Raw genomic sequence first — 18,873 nt, 5'->3', positions numbered from 1 at the left:
CTGGCACGTACACGCGCAACGCACGGCAGCCGGGCTCAACACACCCGCACACCCGCTCCGTTCACTCTTCGCGGCGGCATCAGGTCCCGTCGCCCGTCACTCGCACGGATGGTCCGCACCGTCCGTGAGGTGACGGGCGGCGGGATTCGTGCTGTGCGGGCATCGCCGCTGGTGCCGCGCACGATTCCGCACTGCAGGGGCGTGCCCTGTGCCCACTCCGAGTGACATCACACCTCGTTCGTGGCGCACTCGTATGGAGTGTCGCGTTATGACCGCTTCGCTCGGATCAAGAAGGATGTGCGTCCGCCGTTGAGTGTGTTGCTGAGGTAAGGGGCTCGAGATGGGTGCGTCGCCGCATGCGTTCACCGTGGTACGGGGCCGTGGCTACCGGCCCGAGCAGGTCGACAAGGCGGTCGCCGGGCTGATCGGGCAGAAGGAGGAGGACCGCAGGCACATCACCGGGCTCGTCGCGCGGGAGGAGGAACTCGCCGCGGAGGCAGAGCGGTTGAGGTCCCTCGCCGAGTCGCTGCCGCCGCAGACGTACGAGTCGCTGGGCGGCCGGTCCCGTCGGCTCCTGACGATGGCCGAGGCGGAGGCGGCCGACGTGAGGGCGGCGGCGGAGGCGGAAGCCGCACACACCGCGCAGGAGACCGAGGCTCACACGCGCGCGGTCCGTGAGGCCGCGGAGGAGGAGGCGGAGCTGCTGCGGAGGGAGGCGTCCGCCGCGGCCGCCCGCAGCCTCGCGGCGGCGCGGAGCGAGGCGGAGGCCGTGGCGGTGGCCGCGCGGGAGGCGGCGGCACAGACGCGCACAGCGGCGGACGAGGCACTGCGGGAGACCGAGGCGCACTGCGCCGCGACCCTGGCCGCACAGGAGCGGGACCACACGGCCGGGTCGGAGGAGGCGGAACGCGAGCTCGCCGAGCGGAAGCGGGCAGTCGAGGCGTACGTCGGTGAACTTGCCGACCGGGGCGAGCAGTTGATGGAAGCGGTACGGCGCGAACGTGCCGCGGCCGAGGAGGACGCGCGGCGCTGGCAGGAGGAGGCGCAGGCCCGCGGCGCGAAGCTCCACGCGGGAGCCCGGGCGCGTGAGGAGGCCGTCGAGCGTGAGACCGAGCGGGTGCTGTGCGAGCACGCCGAGCGGACGGCGGAGATGAAGCGGCACATGGCGCGCGTGCGCAGCACCCTGGCGTCGCTGACGGGACGCACCTTCCCGCCCGGCGCCGAGCAGCAGGAGCCTCCGGGCCGGCAGGCCGCGCCCCCGGAACCCGCCGCGCCGGGCACGGCCGGCGAACTGTCCGCCGCCTCCCGCGAAGCGGTCACCGTCCCCGGACAGGTCCGGGGTCGCGGTCGCTGAACGTCCGCTGTGCAGCGGGCGGTTGCCGCGGCGTCGGGGACCTTTGGGGGCCGCACCGGCCTTCGTGGGCCCCCGCCCCGTTGGGTTCGTCTCGCAAGCTCCCGCCGGGGATCCGAACTCGCGGCGCGACGCAGCGAGTTCAGCGGCGCCTCGCCCCCGCGAGCAGCCGTGCCTCGGCCGCCAGGTACTCCGTGCGTCCGCGCTCCCGTGCTCGGCGCCCGCTGAGGAACGTGAACGCCCAGCCGAGGAAGAAGCCCACGGGGATGCTGATCATGCCGCTGGTGGTGAGGGGGAAGACGTCGAAGTTCTCCTCGGGGAAGAGGGATTGCGACGTGCCCGAGACCGTCGTGGAGAGGGCCGTCACCACGATCGCCGTGGCCGTGCCGCCGATGAGCGTCGCCACCAGCCCGGTGCGGGTGAAGCGCCGCCAGAAGAGGCTGTAGACGAGTGCGGGTGCGATGGCGGACCCGGCGATGCTGAAGGACAGGATGATCAGCGCCCGCAGCCCGTGGTTCTGCACGAGCACGGCCAGTGCGATCGCGGGTGCGCCGACGGCGAAGGCGGCGAGCCGTGCGATGAGCAGTTCGCGACGCTGCGGCGGCTCGCCGCGGCTCAGTACATGCGCGTAGAGGTCGTGGGCGAGCGAGTTGCCGCAGGCGAGGATCATTCCGGCGACGGACGAGAGCAGCGTGAGGAAGACCGCCGTCGAGACGGTGGTGAAGACGAACGTCGAGAGCGCGGCCGAGTCGGCGACGATCGCGCGGGCCAGCTGGAGGATCGCCGTGCTGCCCTGCGGGCCGCCCGCCGCGAGGACTTCGCGGCCGAGGAGCGCCGTCGCACCGGCGCCGATGACCGCGATGAGGGCCGCGAAGACAGCCATGATCATGACGGCGTACGACATGGCACGCCGGATCTCGGGCGCGTTCCTGGCGGTGTACATGCGCATCGTGACGTGCGGGAGGCAGGCGGCGCCGAAGACGACTGTCAGCGAGCTGGCGATCAGGTCCGCCTTTCCGATGGCCGTGGGTTCGATCAGCAGCCCGGAGCGTGCGTACACGGATCCGCCTCCGCTGCCGGCGTCGGCCAGGGTGACGAGCCGTGAGGGGTCCCAGCCGACCTTGTCCATGACGAGCAGCGCGAGCATCAGCGAGGCGCCGAAGAGCACCACCAGCTTGATGATGTGGATGAGCGCGGTGCCCTTCATCCCGCCGATCGCGGCGTAGCCGATCATGAGTCCGCCAAGGGCGATGATGGTCGCCGTACGGACGGAGGAGCCCTCGAAGCCCAGGACGAGCGTGACGAGATGGCCGGCGCCGGAGAGCTGGAAGACCATCAGGGGAAGCAGCGACGCCAGGGTGACGGCGGTCGCGGCGAGGCGTACCAGCCGGCTGGAGCCGCGGTGGGTGAGGGCGTCACCCATGGTGAACCGGCCCGCGTTGCGCAGCGGTTCGGCCAGCAGAACCATCAGCAGCAGCAGGGACAGCGCGGTGCTCAGCGCGAGGAGCAGCCCGTCGAAACCGGCGAGCGCGATGATGCCGATCGTGGACAGGACGGTGGCGGCGGAGATGTAGTCGCCGGCGATGGCGAGGCCGTTGCGCAGCGGGGCCAGGGTGCGGAAACCCGTGTAGAACTCGTCGAGGTCGTCACGTTCGGCGCTGGTCATGATGCACAGCAGCAGCGTCACGCTGACCAGTGCGGCGAAGATCGCGAACGAGAGGGACTGCGAACTGGCGTCGACGGAACCCGGGTTCACCTGCCGTCCTCCTCGCTCTCGCGCCGTTCCTCGTCGGCGATGCGCACTCTGTGCGATATGGGGTCGACGGTGACGCGGGCGAAGAATTCGTAGGTGAGGATCGCCAGCAGGGTGATGGGGATCAGGAGAAGTCCGAGGAAGACGCCGAGATTGACGGCGCCGAACACGGACCGTGCCATGAGGTCCGGCAGGTATGCGGCCATGCCGAGATAGACGGTGAAGTAGCCGAGGACGGCCACGGTCATGCTGCGGCGCAGCCACCTGTACGCGCTGCGCAGCCGCAGTAGTTCGGTGTCCGCGTGGGCCGGGACGCTCGGGGCGTGCGTGGGGGGCGGGCCGTACGAAGGGCGTGGGGGGTGCGGCGGTCGGGGTGGATGCGAGGGTGAATCCGGATACGGTCCGTAGTCGTCGAAGAACCCATGTTGTTCACCGGTGTTGAACGCCATGCGCGCCTCCCCTCCCGTACGGGGCCGAACGCCCGAGGTTGAGGGCACGTTACTGGCGAGTGTCGGCTCGTTGGAAGAGTCGTACGGAAAACTGTCACATTTCCAACATCGTCACTGAAGGTCATGGCTGCGTGTGGTGTTCCCGGCACACCCCTAGGGGCTGCTCCGCCGGTGGGCGCCCCGTGGAATCGTCCTGGAGCAGGACGAGAGCGCAGCTTCCGGTGCATAGGCTCCTGTTCACGGAGCCGGCAAGGTCAGCACGGGCGGTTCCGCTCCGGCCGGAGGGCCGGCCACGGCGGCACCGGCCGCTCGGAGGGTGGGGTCAGCCCCCGCCCCGGAAGAGGTACGGGCACCATCGCGGCGCGCACCCGCGCACCGGGACACTCCAGGAGAACTCACTCACGGGCGCGGCGGCACAGGGCCGGACGCGCGGGCGCACGACGCCGGAAACTGCCGGGAGCACCGGACGGGGAGAGGAACACACACCATGACGACGGCTGCAGCGGACCCCAGGAGCGGGGGCAGCGGGGCGCATCGGGCCGTTGCCGCCTCCGCCCGTCAGCTGGTCAAGGCGTACGGGTCGGGCGAGACGCGGGTCGTCGCGCTCGACCACGTCGATGTGGACATCGCACGCGGCGCGTTCACCGCGATCATGGGACCTTCGGGCTCCGGCAAGTCGACCCTGATGCACTGCCTGGCCGGTCTGGACTCGGTCACCGAGGGGCGCATCCGGATCGGCGAGCAGGAGATCACCGGTCTGAGGGACAAGAAGCTGACGAAGCTGCGGCGCGACCGCATCGGCTTCATCTTCCAGGCCTACAACCTGCTTCCGACGCTCAACGCCCTGGAGAACATCACCCTCCCCATGGACATCGCGGGCCGTAAGCCCGACAAGCAGTGGCTGGAGACGGTCATCGCCACCGTCGGGCTCGAGGACCGTCTCCGGCACAGGCCGACTCAGCTCTCCGGCGGACAGCAGCAGAGGGTCGCCGTCGCGCGTGCTCTGGCGGCACGTCCCGAGATCATCTTCGGCGACGAGCCGACGGGCAACCTCGACTCCCGTGCGGGCGCGGAGATGCTGGGCTTCCTGCGGCGTTCGGTCGACGAACTGGGGCAGACCATCGTGATGGTCACGCACGATCCGGTGGCGGCCGCGTACGCGGACCGCGTCCTGTATCTCGCGGACGGGCGCATCGTCGACGAGATGTACCGGCCGACCGCCGAGGCCGTGCTGGACAAGATGCTGCGCCTCGCGGAGAGCACCGACCCCGGGGCGGTCGCGCAGTCGAAAGCGGCCCCCGCCGCCGGTTCGGCCGGGCGCCGGACCCCGGACGGGCTGGAGGCGTTCGGCACCTTCGACGACGATCTCGAGGACCGCCGGGACGGCAGCGGACGCGACATCGACTTCGACGCCTTCGGCACCAACGGGAGCCGGCCGTGACCGTGTTCAAGGCGTCGCTGCGCAACTTCTTCGCGCACAAGGGGAGGATGGCGCTCAGCGCCGTCGCCGTCGTGCTGTCCGTGGCGTTCGTGTGCGGCACGCTCGTCTTCACCGACACCATGAACACCACCTTCGACCGGCTCTTCGCCTCCACCGCGGCCGACGTCACCGTCAGCCCGAAGAAGACGGACGAGGCCGCCGAGGACCAGCGCACGGCCAGGCCGCGCACCCTGCCCGCATCCGCCCTGGCGAAGGCACGGGACGCCGAGGGCGCCAAGTCCGCGGAAGGCGTGGTCGCCAGCGAGCAGGTCACCGTCGTCGACGGCGACGACAAGAACATCGGCTCCACCACCGGGGCACCCACCATCGCCGCCAACTGGACGTCGGACGACCGCAGGACGATGAAGGTCACCTCGGGGCACGCCCCGCGCGGCGCGTCCGAGGTCATGGTGGACGCGGACACCGCGGAGAAGCGCGGACTGAAGGTCGGCAACGAACTGCGGACCATCGCCGCCACCGGCGACTTCTCCGCACGCATCTCCGGCATCGCCACGTTCCAGGTCACCAACCCCGGTGCGGCGATCGTCTACTTCGACACCAGGACCGCTCAGCGGGAACTGCTCGGCGGCACCGGCTCGTACACGAACATCGCGGTCACCGCCGAACAGGGCGTCACCCACGCCCTGCTGAAGAAGAACGTGACCGCGGCGCTGGGCGCGGGCGAGTACAAGTACCAGACGCAGAAGCAGGCCGCGGACTCCAACCGGGAGCAGATCGGCTCCTTCCTCGACGTGATGAAGTACGCGCTGCTCGGATTCGCGGGCATCGCCCTGCTGGTGGGCATCTTCCTCATCGTCAACACCTTCTCGATGCTGGTCGCGCAGCGCACCCGTGAGATCGGCCTGATGAGGGCCATCGGGTCGAGCCGCCGGCAGGTCAACAGGTCCGTGCTGATCGAGGCGTTGCTGCTGGGCGTCGTGGGATCCGTGCTGGGCGTGGGCGCCGGAGTGGGCCTGGCCGTCGGGCTGATGGAGCTCATGGGCCAACTGGGCATGAACCTGAGCACGTCCGAGCTGACCATCAAGTGGACGACGCCCGTCACCGGACTCGTCCTGGGCGTCCTGGTCACGCTGCTCGCGGCGTATCTCCCTGCCCGCCGCGCCGGCCGGGTCTCCCCGATGGCGGCGCTGCGGGACGCAGGCACCCCCGCGGACAGCACGTCCGGGGTGGTGCGCGCCGTCCTCGGGATTCTGCTGACGGGCGGCGGCGGTGCCGGTCTCTACGCCGCCACGCAGGCGGAGAAGGCGGCCGAGGGGTCGATGTATCTCGGGGCCGGCGTCGTTCTCACGCTGGTCGGCTTCATCGTCGTCGGACCGGTACTCGCGGGGGCGCTGGTGCGGGTGCTGTCGGTGGTGACGCTGCGGCCGTTCGGCGGCCGGGTGGGGCGCCTGGCCGAGCGGAACGCGCTGCGCAATCCCCGCCGTACGGGCGCCACGGCCGCGGCGCTGATGATCGGGCTGGCGCTCGTCGCGTCGCTGTCGGTCGTCGGCTCCTCGATGGTCGCCTCGGCGACGCAGGAGCTGGACCGTTCCGTGGGAGCGGACTTCATCATCCAGTCCGGCAACGGCCAGCCGATCACTCCCGCCGTGGAGAAGAAGCTCAAGGCGTCGAAGTCCCTGGAGACGGTGACCTCCTACAAGATGGTCGCCGCCCGCGTCACCACACCGGACGGCACGTCGGGCAAGGAGCAGCTCGCCGCGACCGACCCCTCGTACATGAAGGACCTGCGCCGCGAGGTGAAGTCCGGGGACCTGGCAGCGGCGTACGACCGTGACGCCATGTCGGTGGGCTCGGCCTACGCCAAGGAGCACGGCGTCAGGACGGGCGACAAGCTGAGGGTCGCGTTCGCGGGCGGCCGTACGGCGGAGCTCACCGTCGCCGCGGTCACCAAGGAGGAGACCAGCGTCGACCGGGGAGCGATGTACACCGACATCGCCACCGCGCGTCGCCATCTACCCGAGGCCCAACTGCCACCCAGCGTCATGATGTTCGGGTCGGCGCAGGACGGCGAGGAGGACGCCGCGTACACGGCTCTGAAGAAGGAACTGAAGCCCTACCCGCAGTACCAGGTGCGCGACCAGGCCGACTTCAAGGAGACCCTGCAGGACCAGGTGGGGCAGATGCTCAACATGGTCTACGGGCTGCTGGCGTTGGCGATCATCGTCGCGGTGCTGGGAGTGGTGAACACCCTCGCGCTCTCCGTCGTCGAACGCACCCGTGAGATCGGCCTGATGAGGGCCATCGGTCTCGCACGGCGGCAGCTGCGTCGCATGATCCGGCTGGAGTCGGTCGTCATCGCGCTCTTCGGCGCCATGCTCGGTCTCGGTCTCGGAATGTGCTGGGGCGCGGCCGCGCAGAAGCTGCTGGCGCTGGAGGGGCTGAACGTGCTGGAGATCCCCTGGCCGACGATCGGCGCGGTCTTCGTCGGCTCGGCCCTGGTGGGTCTGGTGGCGGCGCTGGTCCCGGCCTTCCGGGCGGGACGGATGAACGTGCTGAACGCGATCGCCACGGAGTGACGGGCGGACGGGCCGGGGCGGGCCCGAAGAGTACGGACCCGCCCCGCCTGTTCCCCTCTCCGACCCGGGCCTGCTCCTCCACAGGGGGTTCGGCAGGGGCTACGGCGATGGCGCGACGCTGAGAAGCTTGTCCGTGTTTCACATCTTTCATTCCATTTGGCCGCTTGATACTGAGTCGAGCCCGGCAGCTGCCGGGCTCGACTCAGAAGGAGAGGCACACATGAGAATGAACCGGCTTCTCAGCGCGGGCGCGCTGGCACTGGCCCTGGTGGCCGGGACGGGCTGCTCGGCGCAGGCCGACTCGGCGACGGCGCCTGTGCAGAAGTCCAAGGGCGGCCACAGCAAGATCCACGGCTACGAGGTCGTGCGGCTGGCGAACAAGGATGTGCCCAACTTCCAGCGTCGCACCGTGTGGTGCCCCAAGGGCAAGAAGGTGCTCGGCGGCGGTGCCGAGGCCCGAGGCAACGAAGCGATCCTGGTCGGCAGCTTCCCCACCGACAACAACCGGGGCTGGATCGGTCTCGGACGGCAGACGAACGGGCCGAGGGTCGGGATCAGCGTCTTCGCCATCTGCGCGTACCCACGCTGACCGCCACTGGCCACGGCTGAGCGGCGGGTGCCCGCGCCGTGACAGGGCGTTCCTGCCGGCACCGGCCGCCCGGCCGGACCCACGAGGTCGCCGGGCCGCCGGTGCCGGCTGCTGGGAGCACCGCATGCCGCCCCCGCCCGGGCCCTGGGCAGCCCTGCGGGAGATCGCGGCCACGTCCGTCGGCGGGCCGCCGTAGGCTTGGAATCCCCCGGAACGTCCGCACCGCGTCGTTGCGGGGCGTTCGCGTTGCCCACCCCCCGACGGGAAGCCACCCCAGATGAGTCTCACCGGACTGCTCGACGCTCTCTCGCGTGACCCCGCGATGCAGGAGGCTGTCGAGGCCGCCGCCGACGGCAACCGTCACCATGTCGACCTCGTCGGTCCGACCGCCGCCCGGCCCTTCGCGGTGGCGGCGCTCGCGCGGTCGGCCGGCCGTCCGGTGCTGGCCGTGACGGCCACGGGCCGCGAGGCGGAGGACCTGACGGCGTCCCTGCGCTCGCTGCTGCCGCCCGAGAGCGTCGTGGAGTACCCGTCGTGGGAGACGCTGCCGCACGAGCGGCTCTCGCCCCGCTCCGACACCGTCGGCCGCCGCCTTGCCGTGCTGCGGCGGCTGGCGCACCCCGACGAGGCGGGCGACGCGGGCACGGGCCCGGTCAGCGTCGTCGTCGCGCCCGTACGGGCCGTGCTCCAGCCGCAGGTCAAGGGCCTCGGGGACCTGGAGCCCGTCGCGCTGCGGCAGGGTCACAGCTGCGACATGGACGAGGTGGTGGACGCGCTGGCCGCGGCTGCCTACTCGCGGGTCGAACTGGTCGAGAAGCGCGGCGAGTTCGCCGTGCGCGGCGGCATCCTCGACGTCTTCCCGCCCACCGAGGAGCACCCGCTGCGCGTGGAGTTCTGGGGCGACGAGGTCGAGGAGATCCGCTACTTCCGCGTCGCCGACCAGCGTTCGCTGGAGGCCGCCGAGCACGGCCTGTGGGCGCCGCCCTGCCGCGAGCTGCTCCTGACGGACGACGTACGGCAGCGGGCCGCCGCCCTCGCGGAGAAGCACCCCGAACTCGGCGAGCTCCTCGGGAAGATCACCGAGGGCATCGCAGTGGAGGGCATGGAGTCCCTCGCGCCCGTCCTCGTCGACGACATGGAGCTGCTGCTCGATGTCGTGCCCAAGGGGACGATGGCGCTGGTGTGCGATCCGGAGCGGGTGCGCACGCGGGCGGCGGACCTGGTGGCCACCTCGCAGGAGTTCCTCCAGGCGTCTTGGAGCGCCACCGCGATGTCCGACAGCGGGGAGGCACCCGTCGATCTGGGCGCGGCGTCGCTGTGGGGCATCGCCGACCTGCGCGAACGCGCCCGCGAACTGGGCATGATGTGGTGGTCGGTCAGCCCCTTCAGCCCGGGGGCGGCCTCCGGCGACGACGTCCCCGATGACGCGCCGGAGGAGGACGACGGCACCGACGCCTTGCGGCTGGGCATGCGCGCCCCCGAGAGCTACCGCGGCGACACCGCACGCGCCCTCGCGGACACCAAGGAGTGGCTGTCGGCGGGCTGGCGCTGCGTGTACGTCACCGAGGCGCACGGCCCCGCCGTCCGTACGGTCGAGGTCCTCAGCGGCGAGGGCATCGCCGCCCGCCAGGAGGGCGACCTGGGAGAGATCGCCCCGTCCGTGGTGCACGTGGCACGCGGCAGCCTCGACAACGGCTTCGTCGCACCGGAGCTGAAGCTGGCGGTGCTCACCGAGACCGACCTGTCGGGGCAGCGGGCCGCGGGCCGCGAGGCCGCCAGGATGCCGGTGCGGCGCCGCAAGCAGATCGACCCGCTCACGCTGGTCCCCGGCGACTACATCGTCCACGAGCAGCACGGCGTGGGCCGCTACGTCGAGATGGTCCAGCGCACCGTGCAGGGCGCCACCCGCGAATACCTGCTGGTGGAGTACGCGCCGGCCAAGCGGGGCCAGCCCGGCGACCGCCTCTTCGTGCCCACGGACCAGCTGGAGCAGGTCACCAAGTACGTCGGCGGTGAGCAGCCTTCGCTGCACCGTCTCGGGGGCGCCGACTGGACGAAGACGAAGGCGCGGGCGAAGAAGGCCGTCAAGGAGATCGCCGCCGACCTGATCAGGCTGTACTCGGCGCGCATGGCGGCCCCCGGCCACACCTTCGGCCCGGACTCGCCCTGGCAGCGTGAGCTGGAGGACGCCTTCCCGTACGCGGAGACGCCGGACCAGCTGACCACCATCGGCGAGGTCAAGGAGGACATGGAGAAGTCGGTCCCGATGGACCGGCTCATCTGCGGCGACGTCGGCTACGGCAAGACGGAGATCGCGGTGCGGGCGGCGTTCAAGGCGGTGCAGGACGGCAAGCAGGTCGCCGTGCTCGTGCCCACGACGCTCCTCGTCCAGCAGCACTTCTCCACCTTCAGCGAGCGCTACGGGCAGTTCCCCGTCAACGTGCGGGCGCTGTCGCGCTTCCAGTCCGAGTCCGAGGCGCGTGGTGTCGTCGAGGGTCTGCGGGAGGGCACGGTCGACGTCGTCATCGGCACGCACCGGCTCTTCTCCTCCGACACCAAGTTCAAGGACCTGGGCCTGCTCATCGTCGACGAGGAGCAGCGCTTCGGCGTCGAGCACAAGGAGCAGCTGAAGAAGCTGCGGGCGAACGTCGACGTGCTGAGCATGTCCGCCACCCCGATCCCTCGCACGCTGGAGATGGCCGTGACCGGCATCCGCGAGATGTCGACGATCACGACGCCGCCCGAGGAACGGCATCCGGTGCTGACGTTCGTCGGGCCGTACGAGGAGAAGCAGATCGGCGCCGCCATCCGCCGTGAACTGCTGCGCGAGGGCCAGGTCTTCTACATCCACAACCGTGTGGAGTCCATCGAACGGGCCGCGGCACGGCTCCGGCAGATCGTGCCGGAGGCGCGGATCGCCACGGCACACGGGCAGATGTCGGAGCAGAGTCTGGAGCAGGTCGTCGTGGACTTCTGGGAGAAGAAGTCCGACGTGCTGGTGGCCACGACCATCGTCGAGAACGGCATCGACATCTCCAACGCCAACACCCTCGTCGTCGAGCGCGGCGACAACTTCGGCCTCTCGCAGCTGCACCAGCTGCGCGGCCGCGTCGGCCGGGGACGTGAGCGCGGCTACGCCTACTTCCTGTACCCGCCCGAGAAGCCGCTGACGGAGACGGCGCACGAGCGACTCGCCACGATCGCCCAGCACACGGAGATGGGCGCGGGCATGTACGTGGCGATGAAGGACCTGGAGATCCGCGGAGCGGGCAACCTCCTCGGCGGCGAGCAGTCCGGCCACATCGCCGGCGTCGGCTTCGATCTGTACGTGCGCATGGTCGGCGAGGCCGTCGCCGACTACCGCAACGCGCTGGAGCAGGGCGGCGAGGTGGAGGAGGCCCCGCTCGAGGTCAAGATCGAGCTGCCCGTCGACGCCCACGTGCCGCACGACTACGCACCGGGCGAGCGGCTGCGCCTGCAGGCATACCGGGCCATCGCCTCCGCCAACTCCGAGGAGGACATCACCGCCGTACGGGAGGAACTGGCCGACCGCTACGGGCCGTTGCCGGAGCCCGTGGAGAACCTGCTGCTGGTGGCGGGCCTTCGCATGCTGGCACGCTCCTGCGGCGTCACGGACATCACGCTCCAGGGCAACAACGTGCGCTTCACTCCCGTCGAGTTGCGCGAGTCGCAGGAGCTGCGCCTCAAGCGCGTCTACCCGGGGTCGGTCATCAAGAAGGCGACGCGTCAGGTGCTGGTGCCGCGGCCCAAACCGGGCGGCATCGGCGGCAAGCCGGTCGTGGGACGTGAACTGCTGGCGTGGGTGGGCGAGTTCCTCACGACAATTCCGGGGTCGTGACGCCGCGCCGTTCGCCGGGCGTGCCGTCCGGCCCGTCCGTGTGACGGGGGACTCCGGACAGCGCGGGCGGAGCGGCAACGACGCGCGTACCGCGCCGCATCGGCTCCCGATCGGGGAACGTAAGCTCGAACGCATCGCGGCCGGCCCTCCCGCCGGCAGCCGCAGCCGACCGGCCCCGACGGGAGTCTCGCCGTGCCACGTGTTCCGACCACGCGCACCGCCCTGCTGACCGCACTTCCGCTTGCCGTCGGCCTGTTGGCCGCCGGGTGCCAGGTCCCGGGGCAGGGCGGTGGCCCGAGCCCGGGGAAGTCCGAGAGCCCCACGGCCCGGGAATCGCCCACGCCAACGCCCACGCACACCGAAGGCGGGCCCGGTCCCTCGGACGGCTCCGGCGCCGTCAGCCCGTTCGCCAATCCGGAAGGCAGCAAGCGCGGCCTGGCGCCGGTCACTTCGGAGGCCGAACGCAAGCGCGCACGCGCACTGATCGCCACCGTCCACACCAAGGGCCGCGGCCCCAGGACGGGTTACGAGCGCGAGGCGTTCGGCTACGCCTGGAAGGACACGGTCGACGGCGTCCCGCTGGGGCGCAACAGCTGCGACACCAGGAACGACATCCTGGCCAGGGACGGGCGGAAGCTGGTGCGCGAGCAGGGCTCGGTCTGCGTGGTCGTCTCCATGACCCTTCACGACCCGTACACCGGCCGGACCGTCGAGTGGCGCAAGCAGCGCGCCATGGAGGTCCAGATCGACCACGTCATGCCGCTCTCCTACGACTGGCAGATGGGAGCGGCCCGCTGGAGCGAGAGCAAGCGGGAGCGGATAGCCAATGATCCGCTGAACCTCCTGCCGGTGGACGGCTCCTCCAACAGCGCCAAAGGGGACTCGGGACCCGCGTCCTGGCTGCCGCCCGACAAGCGGATCCGCTGTGCGTACTCCGTGCGGTTCGCACAGGTCGCCCTCGAGTACGAACTGCCCGTCACCGCGCCGGACAAGCGGATGATGCTCAGGCAGTGCGGGGGATGACGAGGCCCGCGGCACCGGTCGCGGCACGTCTCCTCGTCCGAATCGTTGTCCGGATGAAAGCCGAAGCGGTGGTCTCCACCACTTTCACTACTTAACATCGATCAACGCCGAGGTCGTGCACAACCGTCGCACGCCCCTAGCCGCCGTCCAGGAGACTCGATGCACAGGAGCACTGAAGGAAGCCGTCGTCGCAGGTTCGCGCTCACCGTCTCGGGTGCCGCCGCGCTGCTCGTCGCAGCGCCGCTGCTCACCGGTTGCGGCAACGACGCGCACCCCGGCGCCGCTGCCGTGACGGGCGGTGAACGCATCAGCATGGCGCAGCTCCAGGCGAAGGTGGAGGCGGTGCGCAACGCGCAGCGCGCGGCCCCGCACGGCGAAGAGATGATCAAGGGCAGTGGTCAGCTGACGCGGGCCTCACTCGACGGCCTGATCCGCGAGCGCATCATCGAAAGGGCCGCGAAGGACGCCGGGGTGTCCGTGACGCGCCGCGAAGTGGGCAAGTACCGCGCACAGTTGCGTTCGCAGGCCGGCGGGGAGAAGAGGCTGAAGGACGCGCTGCTCCAGCAGCAGGCCGTCGCCCCCTCGCAGATCGACGACTGGATGCGCACGCAGGTCGCCGTGGACAAGATCGCGAAGGCGGGCCACATCGACCCGCGCACGCCGCAGGGCAACGCGGCGCTGCGGAAGAAGTTCACCAAGACCTCCGAGAAGCTGCACATCGCCGTCAACCCGCGCTACGGGAAGTGGGACGTGCAGGCCTCCACGCTCGGCAACCGCACGGAGCCGTGGCTGCAGGACCTGACCGGCAAGCAGCAGGACCGGCAGCAGGAGCAGCAACAGCAGCAGCCGCAGATGTGACGTACCGCCCCGGTGCGGGGCCGGGGAGTGAGGCAACCCCGGTCCAGGGCATGGGAGTGCGGGACGGCGGCCGGGAGCGATGCTCTCCGGCCGCTGCGTTACGTTCGACGCGTGAACGCCCCTACTCCTGCTGATACTCCTGCCGATTCCCCTGCCGGCCGCATCGTTCTTCTCACCACCAGCCACCGCGTGGCACCCGGACTGCTGTCCTGGCCCGCCTGGGAGGCGCTGCGCACCGCCGACAGCGTCGTGTGCGAGGACCCGGAGCACCCGCAGCTGCCGTACGTGCGTGAGGCCGGCGTCCCCGTCGCCACCGGGACTCTGCCGAGCGCGCGCGAACTGGTCGAGGCGTCCGCGGAGGGCCGCACGACGGTCGTCATCGCCGCCGCCGAGGGCGAGCCGCGGCTGACCGACGGGCTGGCGGCGCTGGCCGGGTCGGGCCGCACGTCGATGCCCGAGCTGGAGCTGCTGCCCGGCTCGTACGACCTGCCGGGCGCGCGGCTCCTCGACCTCGTGCAGGTCATGGACAGCATCCGCGCGGTCTGCCCGTGGAGCGGGGCCAGGACGCACGAAGGGCTGGTCAAGTACGGCATCGAGGAGATGTACGAGCTCGTCGAAGCGATCGAGGATGACGACCGCGGCGCCCTGTGCGAGGAGCTGGGCGACGTGCTGCTTCAGGTGGTCTTCCACGCGCGCATCGCGCAGGACGACCCGGAGGAGCCCTTCACCATCGACGACGTGGCGGCCGGCATCGTCGAGAAGCTGATCCGCCGCCACCCCCATGTGTTCGGGGAGGAGGAGGCCGCCACGGCGGAGGAGGTCCGTGAGCACTGGCTGCGCGTGAAGGCCGTGGAGAAGCGCCGCGACTCGGTCACCGAGGGGATTCCGCTGGGGCAGCCCGCGCTGGCGCTGGCGGCGAAGCTGGCGCAGCGCGTGCGGACGGCTGGGCTGGACGTGCCCCCGGTCCCGCCCTCGCAGCCCGGCGGCATCGGTTACGAGCTGCTGGCGCTGGCCGTCCGAGCGGAAGCGGAGGGGATCGATCCGGAGACGGCACTGCGGGTCGCGGCCCGCACCTACCGTGACGTGATCCGTGCGGCGGAAGGCCCTGGGGTGGGGGAAGGCGCTGATGAGGGGGAAGGGCCTGATGCGGGGAAGGGGCCTGATGCGGGGGAAGGCCCTGATGTGGGGGACGAGAGCGCCGGTACGGGGTGAGAGCGCTGCTCACATGATGCCAGCGGGGCCGGGGCGGGCGGCGTGAGCGCTGGTTCCGGGTGAGAGCACCGCTCACGCAGCGCCAGGCGGTGCCGGGTGCTCGGTGCTCGCGGACGTGAGCGCTGGTACCGGGCGAGAGCACCGCTCACGGAGCGCACGCGTTGCCCGGTGCTCGCGGACGAGGGCGCCCGTACCGAGTGAGAGCAGTGCTCACGCGACGGGCCCAGTGCCAGTGCCAGTGCCGGGGGACGTGAGCACCGCTACCGGGCGAGAGCACCGCTCACACAACGCAAGCGGTGCCGGCGCTCGGAAGAAACGCGTCGAGCCCGTGCCGCCCGCACCGGCATACCGGCCGAGGCGGGGGTACCCGTGCGCCATGTACGCAGTGGACGCCGCAATCCAGCCGCTGACGGTGCTCGCCGAGGAGCATGACCTGCTCGTGGGTATCGCTCCGTTGATCGTGGGCCTCGTGGTCGTCGTCGGCCTGATCGTCGCCGTCGCCTACGGCATCCGCATCCGGGCCCGGGGCGATCAGCGTCCCTCCAGCCCCGGGAAGCGTGGCCCGGAGACGCCTCAGGAGTACGAGACGAGGCACCGGGTCCCCGACGAGGTCCCGCGCGACGGCGAGCGGCGCATGCCCTACGACTTCAAGGACTACGACTCCGACAGCCACCCCGGCGAGCACGAAGGGCCGCCGCGGAAGTGGGACCCGGGCAGCAGCGGATCGTTCGGCAGCGGAGGCCCAGGCCACACCTGACGGGCAGACCACACCTGACGGGCCGAGCAGGCCCGCCCCGCGGCCCGACCGCCCACCACGGCAGCCCCGGCCTCGGGGTCCAGGGTCCCGGAACCTGACCCCCGGGCCGGGGGTCATCGATGCCCGGGCGGCGCGCCCGACGCGACCCGTTAGCGTCGATGCGTGCACGACGAGACCGATGAGCACGCCGCCACGGGGCCCGCACCCAAGCACGCCGACACCGCGGAGCCCGCGCCCGGGCACGTCGCCGCCACGGGGCCAGCCCCCGAGCGCGCCGCGGACCCCGCCCCCGGGCACGCCGACCCGCGCACCGCCACGGGAGCCCGCGCGCATGCTCCCACCCGGCCCGACGGGGAAGCCGGCGCCGACGCCCCCGACCGCGGCCCCGCTTGTGCCCACGCAACCGCGTTGCCGCCACCGCCCATGCCCCCGCTCTTCGACTGGGACTTCGCCGCCGACCCCTACCCCGCCTACGCCTGGCTGCGCGAACACGCGCCCGTACGCAGGACCGAACTGCCCAGCGGGGTCGAGGCATGGCTGGTCACTCGCTACGCCGACGCCCGGCAGGCCCTGGCCGACCAGCGGCTGAGCAAGAACCCCGTGCACCATCACGAACGTTCCGCGCACGGCAAGGGCAAGGTCGGCATTCCCGGCGAACGCAGCGCCAACCTGATGACGCACCTGCTCAACATCGATCCGCCGGACCACACCCGGCTGCGGCGCCTGGTGTCGAAGGCGTTCACGCCGGCCCGCGTCTCCGAGTTCGAGCCGCGCGTCCGGGAGTTGACGGACCGGCTCGTGGACGGCTTCGCGGCACGCGGCGAGGCGGACCTCATCCACGAGTTCGCCTTCCCCCTGCCCATCTACGCCATTTGCGACATGCTCGGCGTACCGGCGGAGGACCAGGACGACTTCCGCGACTGGGCGGGCATGATGCTGCGCCACCACAAGCCAGGGGAGCCGGGCCCTCCGCGCGGCGGAGTCGGCCGAGCCGTGAAGAAGATGCGCAACTACCTCGCCGAACTCATCCACCGCAAGAGGGAGAAGCCGGGCGAGGACCTGATCTCGGGGCTGATCCGCGCCAGCGACCACGGTGAGCATCTGACCGAGAACGAGGCCGCCGCGATGGCCTTCATCCTGCTCTTCGCCGGCTTCGAGACGACGGTCAACCTCATCGGCAACGGCACGTACGCGCTGCTCGGTCACCCGCGGCAGCGGTCCCTGCTGCGCGACGCCGTAACGGCCGGCGACGAAAGGCTGCTGGCCACGGCGGTCGAGGAACTGCTGCGCTACGACGGGCCGGTGGAGATGGCCACCTGGCGTTTCGCGACCGAGCCGCTCGAGATCGGCGGCGCCCGCATCGCCGAGGGGGAGCCCGTGCTTGTCGTGCTGGCGGCGGCGGACCGCGACCCGGTGAAGTTCGCCGATCCGGACGTACTGGACCTGGAGCGGCGCGACAACCAGCACTTGGGCTACGGGCACGGCATCCACTACTGCCTCGGCGCTCCGCTCGCGCGGCTGGAGGGCCGGGTCGCCCTGAGCGCCCTGCTGCGGCGAGTCCCGGACGTGAGGCTCGCCGTCCCGCCGTCCGAACTGCGGTGGCGCGGCGGCCTCATCATGCGCGGGCTGCGCACGCTCCCCGTCGAGTTCACGCCGGAGCCCGGGACAGAGTGACGATGTGCAACAGGAGTGACGGGACATCACGGGTGTGACTTTCACGTGATGTGTGTGACACCACCTTGTGATGATGAACGCCGGGAAGCTACCTTCGGGCGGCGGCTGCGCGACACGGGATTCATGCGCGGTTCGTAGCAAGCAAAGGCGCACCACGCCCTCGCACCACGCGCACCACGCCAGCGTCGTCACCCCCGCAACGTTCGTGCCCCCACGAGAGGTCACCCCGTATGCCGCCCTTGCTGTCCGGGAACGGGCGCCACCGGCGCCCACGCCAGGCCCCCAACTTCGTGGTCGCGGCAGGGGTGACAGGAGCCGGCCTCGCCATCCCCCTCCTCGGCGCGACGGCGGCGAACGCGGCGGACAACACCACTTGGGACGCCGTGGCCGAGTGCGAGAGCGGCGGCCTGTGGAGCGCCAACGAGGACAACGGCTACTACGGCGGGCTCCAGATGGACCAGGAGACCTGGGAGGAGCACGGCGGCACCGACTACGCCGAGCGGCCCGATCTCGCCAGCCGTGACCAGCAGATCACCGTGGCGGAGAGCGTCCTCGACGACGAGGGCACGGACTCCTTCGGCGACTGCGCGCTGAGCGCCGGGCTTTCGGAGGACTCGCCGGGCTCACCGGACGTCGATCCGGACGGTTCCGACGACGTCGCGGACGAACCCGTCGCCGAACGCCCGTATCCCACCGTCCCGTCGGCGGAGGCACCCGAGGACGAGAGCGACGCACCGGCCCCGGACGCGTCCGCCGAGCCGTCCGAACCCTCAGGATCCGCCGATCCGTCCGGTCCTTCCGGTACGGGCGGTTCCGGGGGCGACTCCTCGTACGAGCCGGGTGACCCCGTCGGCCCCGGCGCCGGTGACGACGCGGACGAACACCCCTCGCGCGACGGAAGCGACGGCCGCACGGACGCCGACGAGGACGGCAAGGACGCCGAAGACGGCGAATACCGCGTCTCCCGGGGCGATTCGCTCTACGGCATCGCGGACGAGCAGGACGTCAAGGGCGGTTGGCGCGAGCTGTACGAGCGCAACCGCGAAGTCGTCGGCTCCGACCCCGGCCTCATCCTCCCCGGCCAGGAACTCCGTCTCTGACGGCACCACCGATGTTCTGACCGGCCGCAGCTTCGACGGGCCGGACCGCAGCTTCGACGGATCGCGATTCCGACGGACGGCTCCGGCGGATGCCGAACGCGGCGACGAAGCCCGGCCGAGCCCGGCACCGAGGCCCCCACCCGGCGGCCGCGAACCCGTGTCCCGGCCCGTCGTCCCTTGCGCGGACCGGCCCGAAGAGGCCGCCCGCCGTTCTTTTCTTCCCCCGCCAAA

13 protein-coding genes are annotated in these 18,873 nt (G+C 71.3%); 11 read left to right on the top strand and 2 right to left on the bottom strand.

Features of this window, described 5'->3' with window-relative positions; genetic code table 11:
- Positions 1 to 340: 340 nt before the first annotated feature.
- Positions 341 to 1,354: a hypothetical protein gene (locus I004_RS0120690; RefSeq protein ID WP_037977111.1), complete on the top strand. Its 1,014-nt coding sequence runs from the start codon at positions 341 to 343 to the stop codon at positions 1,352 to 1,354.
- Between the two features lie 139 nt (positions 1,355 to 1,493).
- Here the strand turns inward: I004_RS0120690 and I004_RS0120685 are convergent, their stop codons facing one another.
- Together I004_RS0120685 and I004_RS0120680 are read right to left on the bottom strand one after the other, a co-directional pair.
- A complete protein-coding gene (locus I004_RS0120685; RefSeq protein ID WP_028437070.1) occupies positions 1,494 to 3,107 on the bottom strand; it encodes a sodium/solute symporter in 1,614 nt (537 codons plus the stop codon).
- A complete protein-coding gene (locus I004_RS0120680; protein WP_028437069.1) occupies positions 3,104 to 3,553 on the bottom strand; it encodes a DUF485 domain-containing protein in 450 nt (149 codons plus the stop codon). Before I004_RS0120680 ends, I004_RS0120685 begins: the two co-directional genes overlap by 4 nt.
- Positions 3,554 to 4,040: 487 nt before the next feature.
- Here I004_RS0120680 and I004_RS35105 point away from each other — a divergent pair, with 487 nt between their 5' ends.
- The 10 genes from I004_RS35105 to I004_RS0120630 all read left to right on the top strand — a co-directional run bounded on the left by I004_RS35105 (position 4,041) and on the right by I004_RS0120630 (position 18,642).
- A complete protein-coding gene (locus tag I004_RS35105) occupies positions 4,041 to 4,994 on the top strand; it encodes an ABC transporter ATP-binding protein (RefSeq protein ID WP_078511523.1) in 954 nt (317 codons plus the stop codon).
- Positions 4,991 to 7,570: an ABC transporter permease gene (locus I004_RS0120670; protein ID WP_028437068.1), complete on the top strand. Its 2,580-nt coding sequence runs from the start codon at positions 4,991 to 4,993 to the stop codon at positions 7,568 to 7,570. The genes I004_RS35105 and I004_RS0120670 overlap by 4 nt, the downstream gene beginning before the upstream one ends.
- Positions 7,571 to 7,790: 220 nt before the next feature.
- Entirely contained in the window at positions 7,791 to 8,159 is a 369-nt protein-coding gene (locus I004_RS0120665; protein WP_028437067.1) for a hypothetical protein, read from the top strand.
- 277 nt (positions 8,160 to 8,436) lie between these two features.
- Positions 8,437 to 12,018, top strand: coding sequence for a transcription-repair coupling factor (mfd, locus tag I004_RS0120660; RefSeq protein WP_028437066.1), 3,582 nt, complete (start codon positions 8,437 to 8,439; stop codon positions 12,016 to 12,018).
- 192 nt (positions 12,019 to 12,210) lie between these two features.
- On the top strand, positions 12,211 to 13,041 hold the full coding sequence (locus tag I004_RS0120655) for an HNH endonuclease family protein (RefSeq protein ID WP_028437065.1): 831 nt from the start codon (positions 12,211 to 12,213) through the stop codon (positions 13,039 to 13,041).
- Between the two features lie 159 nt (positions 13,042 to 13,200).
- Positions 13,201 to 13,899, top strand: coding sequence for a SurA N-terminal domain-containing protein (locus I004_RS0120650; RefSeq protein ID WP_028437064.1), 699 nt, complete (start codon positions 13,201 to 13,203; stop codon positions 13,897 to 13,899).
- Positions 13,900 to 14,010: 111 nt separating this feature from the next.
- Entirely contained in the window at positions 14,011 to 15,111 is a 1,101-nt protein-coding gene (locus tag I004_RS35100; RefSeq protein WP_078511521.1) for a nucleoside triphosphate pyrophosphohydrolase, read from the top strand.
- Between the two features lie 376 nt (positions 15,112 to 15,487).
- Positions 15,488 to 15,868, top strand: a complete 381-nt coding sequence (locus I004_RS0120640; protein WP_037977109.1) for a DUF6479 family protein — start codon at positions 15,488 to 15,490, stop codon at positions 15,866 to 15,868.
- Between the two features lie 423 nt (positions 15,869 to 16,291).
- Positions 16,292 to 17,542 (top strand): cytochrome P450, encoded by a 1,251-nt coding sequence (locus I004_RS35095; RefSeq protein ID WP_037977175.1) that lies wholly within the window; start codon positions 16,292 to 16,294, stop codon positions 17,540 to 17,542.
- A 230-nt stretch (positions 17,543 to 17,772) separates the two neighbouring features.
- Positions 17,773 to 18,642, top strand: a complete 870-nt coding sequence (locus I004_RS0120630; protein WP_051345259.1) for a LysM peptidoglycan-binding domain-containing protein — start codon at positions 17,773 to 17,775, stop codon at positions 18,640 to 18,642.
- Positions 18,643 to 18,873: the final 231 nt, after the last annotated feature.

It is taken from the genome of Streptomyces sp. TAA486 (assembly GCF_000426165.1).
The sequence above is the reverse complement of the archived record's forward strand: the minus strand, read 5'-3'. Positions and strand labels throughout refer to the sequence as shown.

Coding starts and splice junctions, on each gene's coding strand:
- I004_RS0120690 (WP_037977111.1), top strand. CDS start 341: ATGGGTGCGTCGCCGCATGCGTTCACCGTGGTACGGGGCCGTGGCTAC.
- I004_RS0120680 (WP_028437069.1), bottom strand. CDS start 3,553: ATGGCGTTCAACACCGGTGAACAACATGGGTTCTTCGACGACTACGGA.
- I004_RS35105 (WP_078511523.1), top strand. CDS start 4,041: ATGACGACGGCTGCAGCGGACCCCAGGAGCGGGGGCAGCGGGGCGCAT.
- I004_RS0120665 (WP_028437067.1), top strand. CDS start 7,791: ATGAGAATGAACCGGCTTCTCAGCGCGGGCGCGCTGGCACTGGCCCTG.
- mfd (WP_028437066.1), top strand. CDS start 8,437: ATGAGTCTCACCGGACTGCTCGACGCTCTCTCGCGTGACCCCGCGATG.
- I004_RS0120650 (WP_028437064.1), top strand. CDS start 13,201: ATGCACAGGAGCACTGAAGGAAGCCGTCGTCGCAGGTTCGCGCTCACC.
- I004_RS0120640 (WP_037977109.1), top strand. CDS start 15,488: ATGTACGCAGTGGACGCCGCAATCCAGCCGCTGACGGTGCTCGCCGAG.
- I004_RS35095 (WP_037977175.1), top strand. CDS start 16,292: ATGCCCCCGCTCTTCGACTGGGACTTCGCCGCCGACCCCTACCCCGCC.
- I004_RS0120630 (WP_051345259.1), top strand. CDS start 17,773: ATGCCGCCCTTGCTGTCCGGGAACGGGCGCCACCGGCGCCCACGCCAG.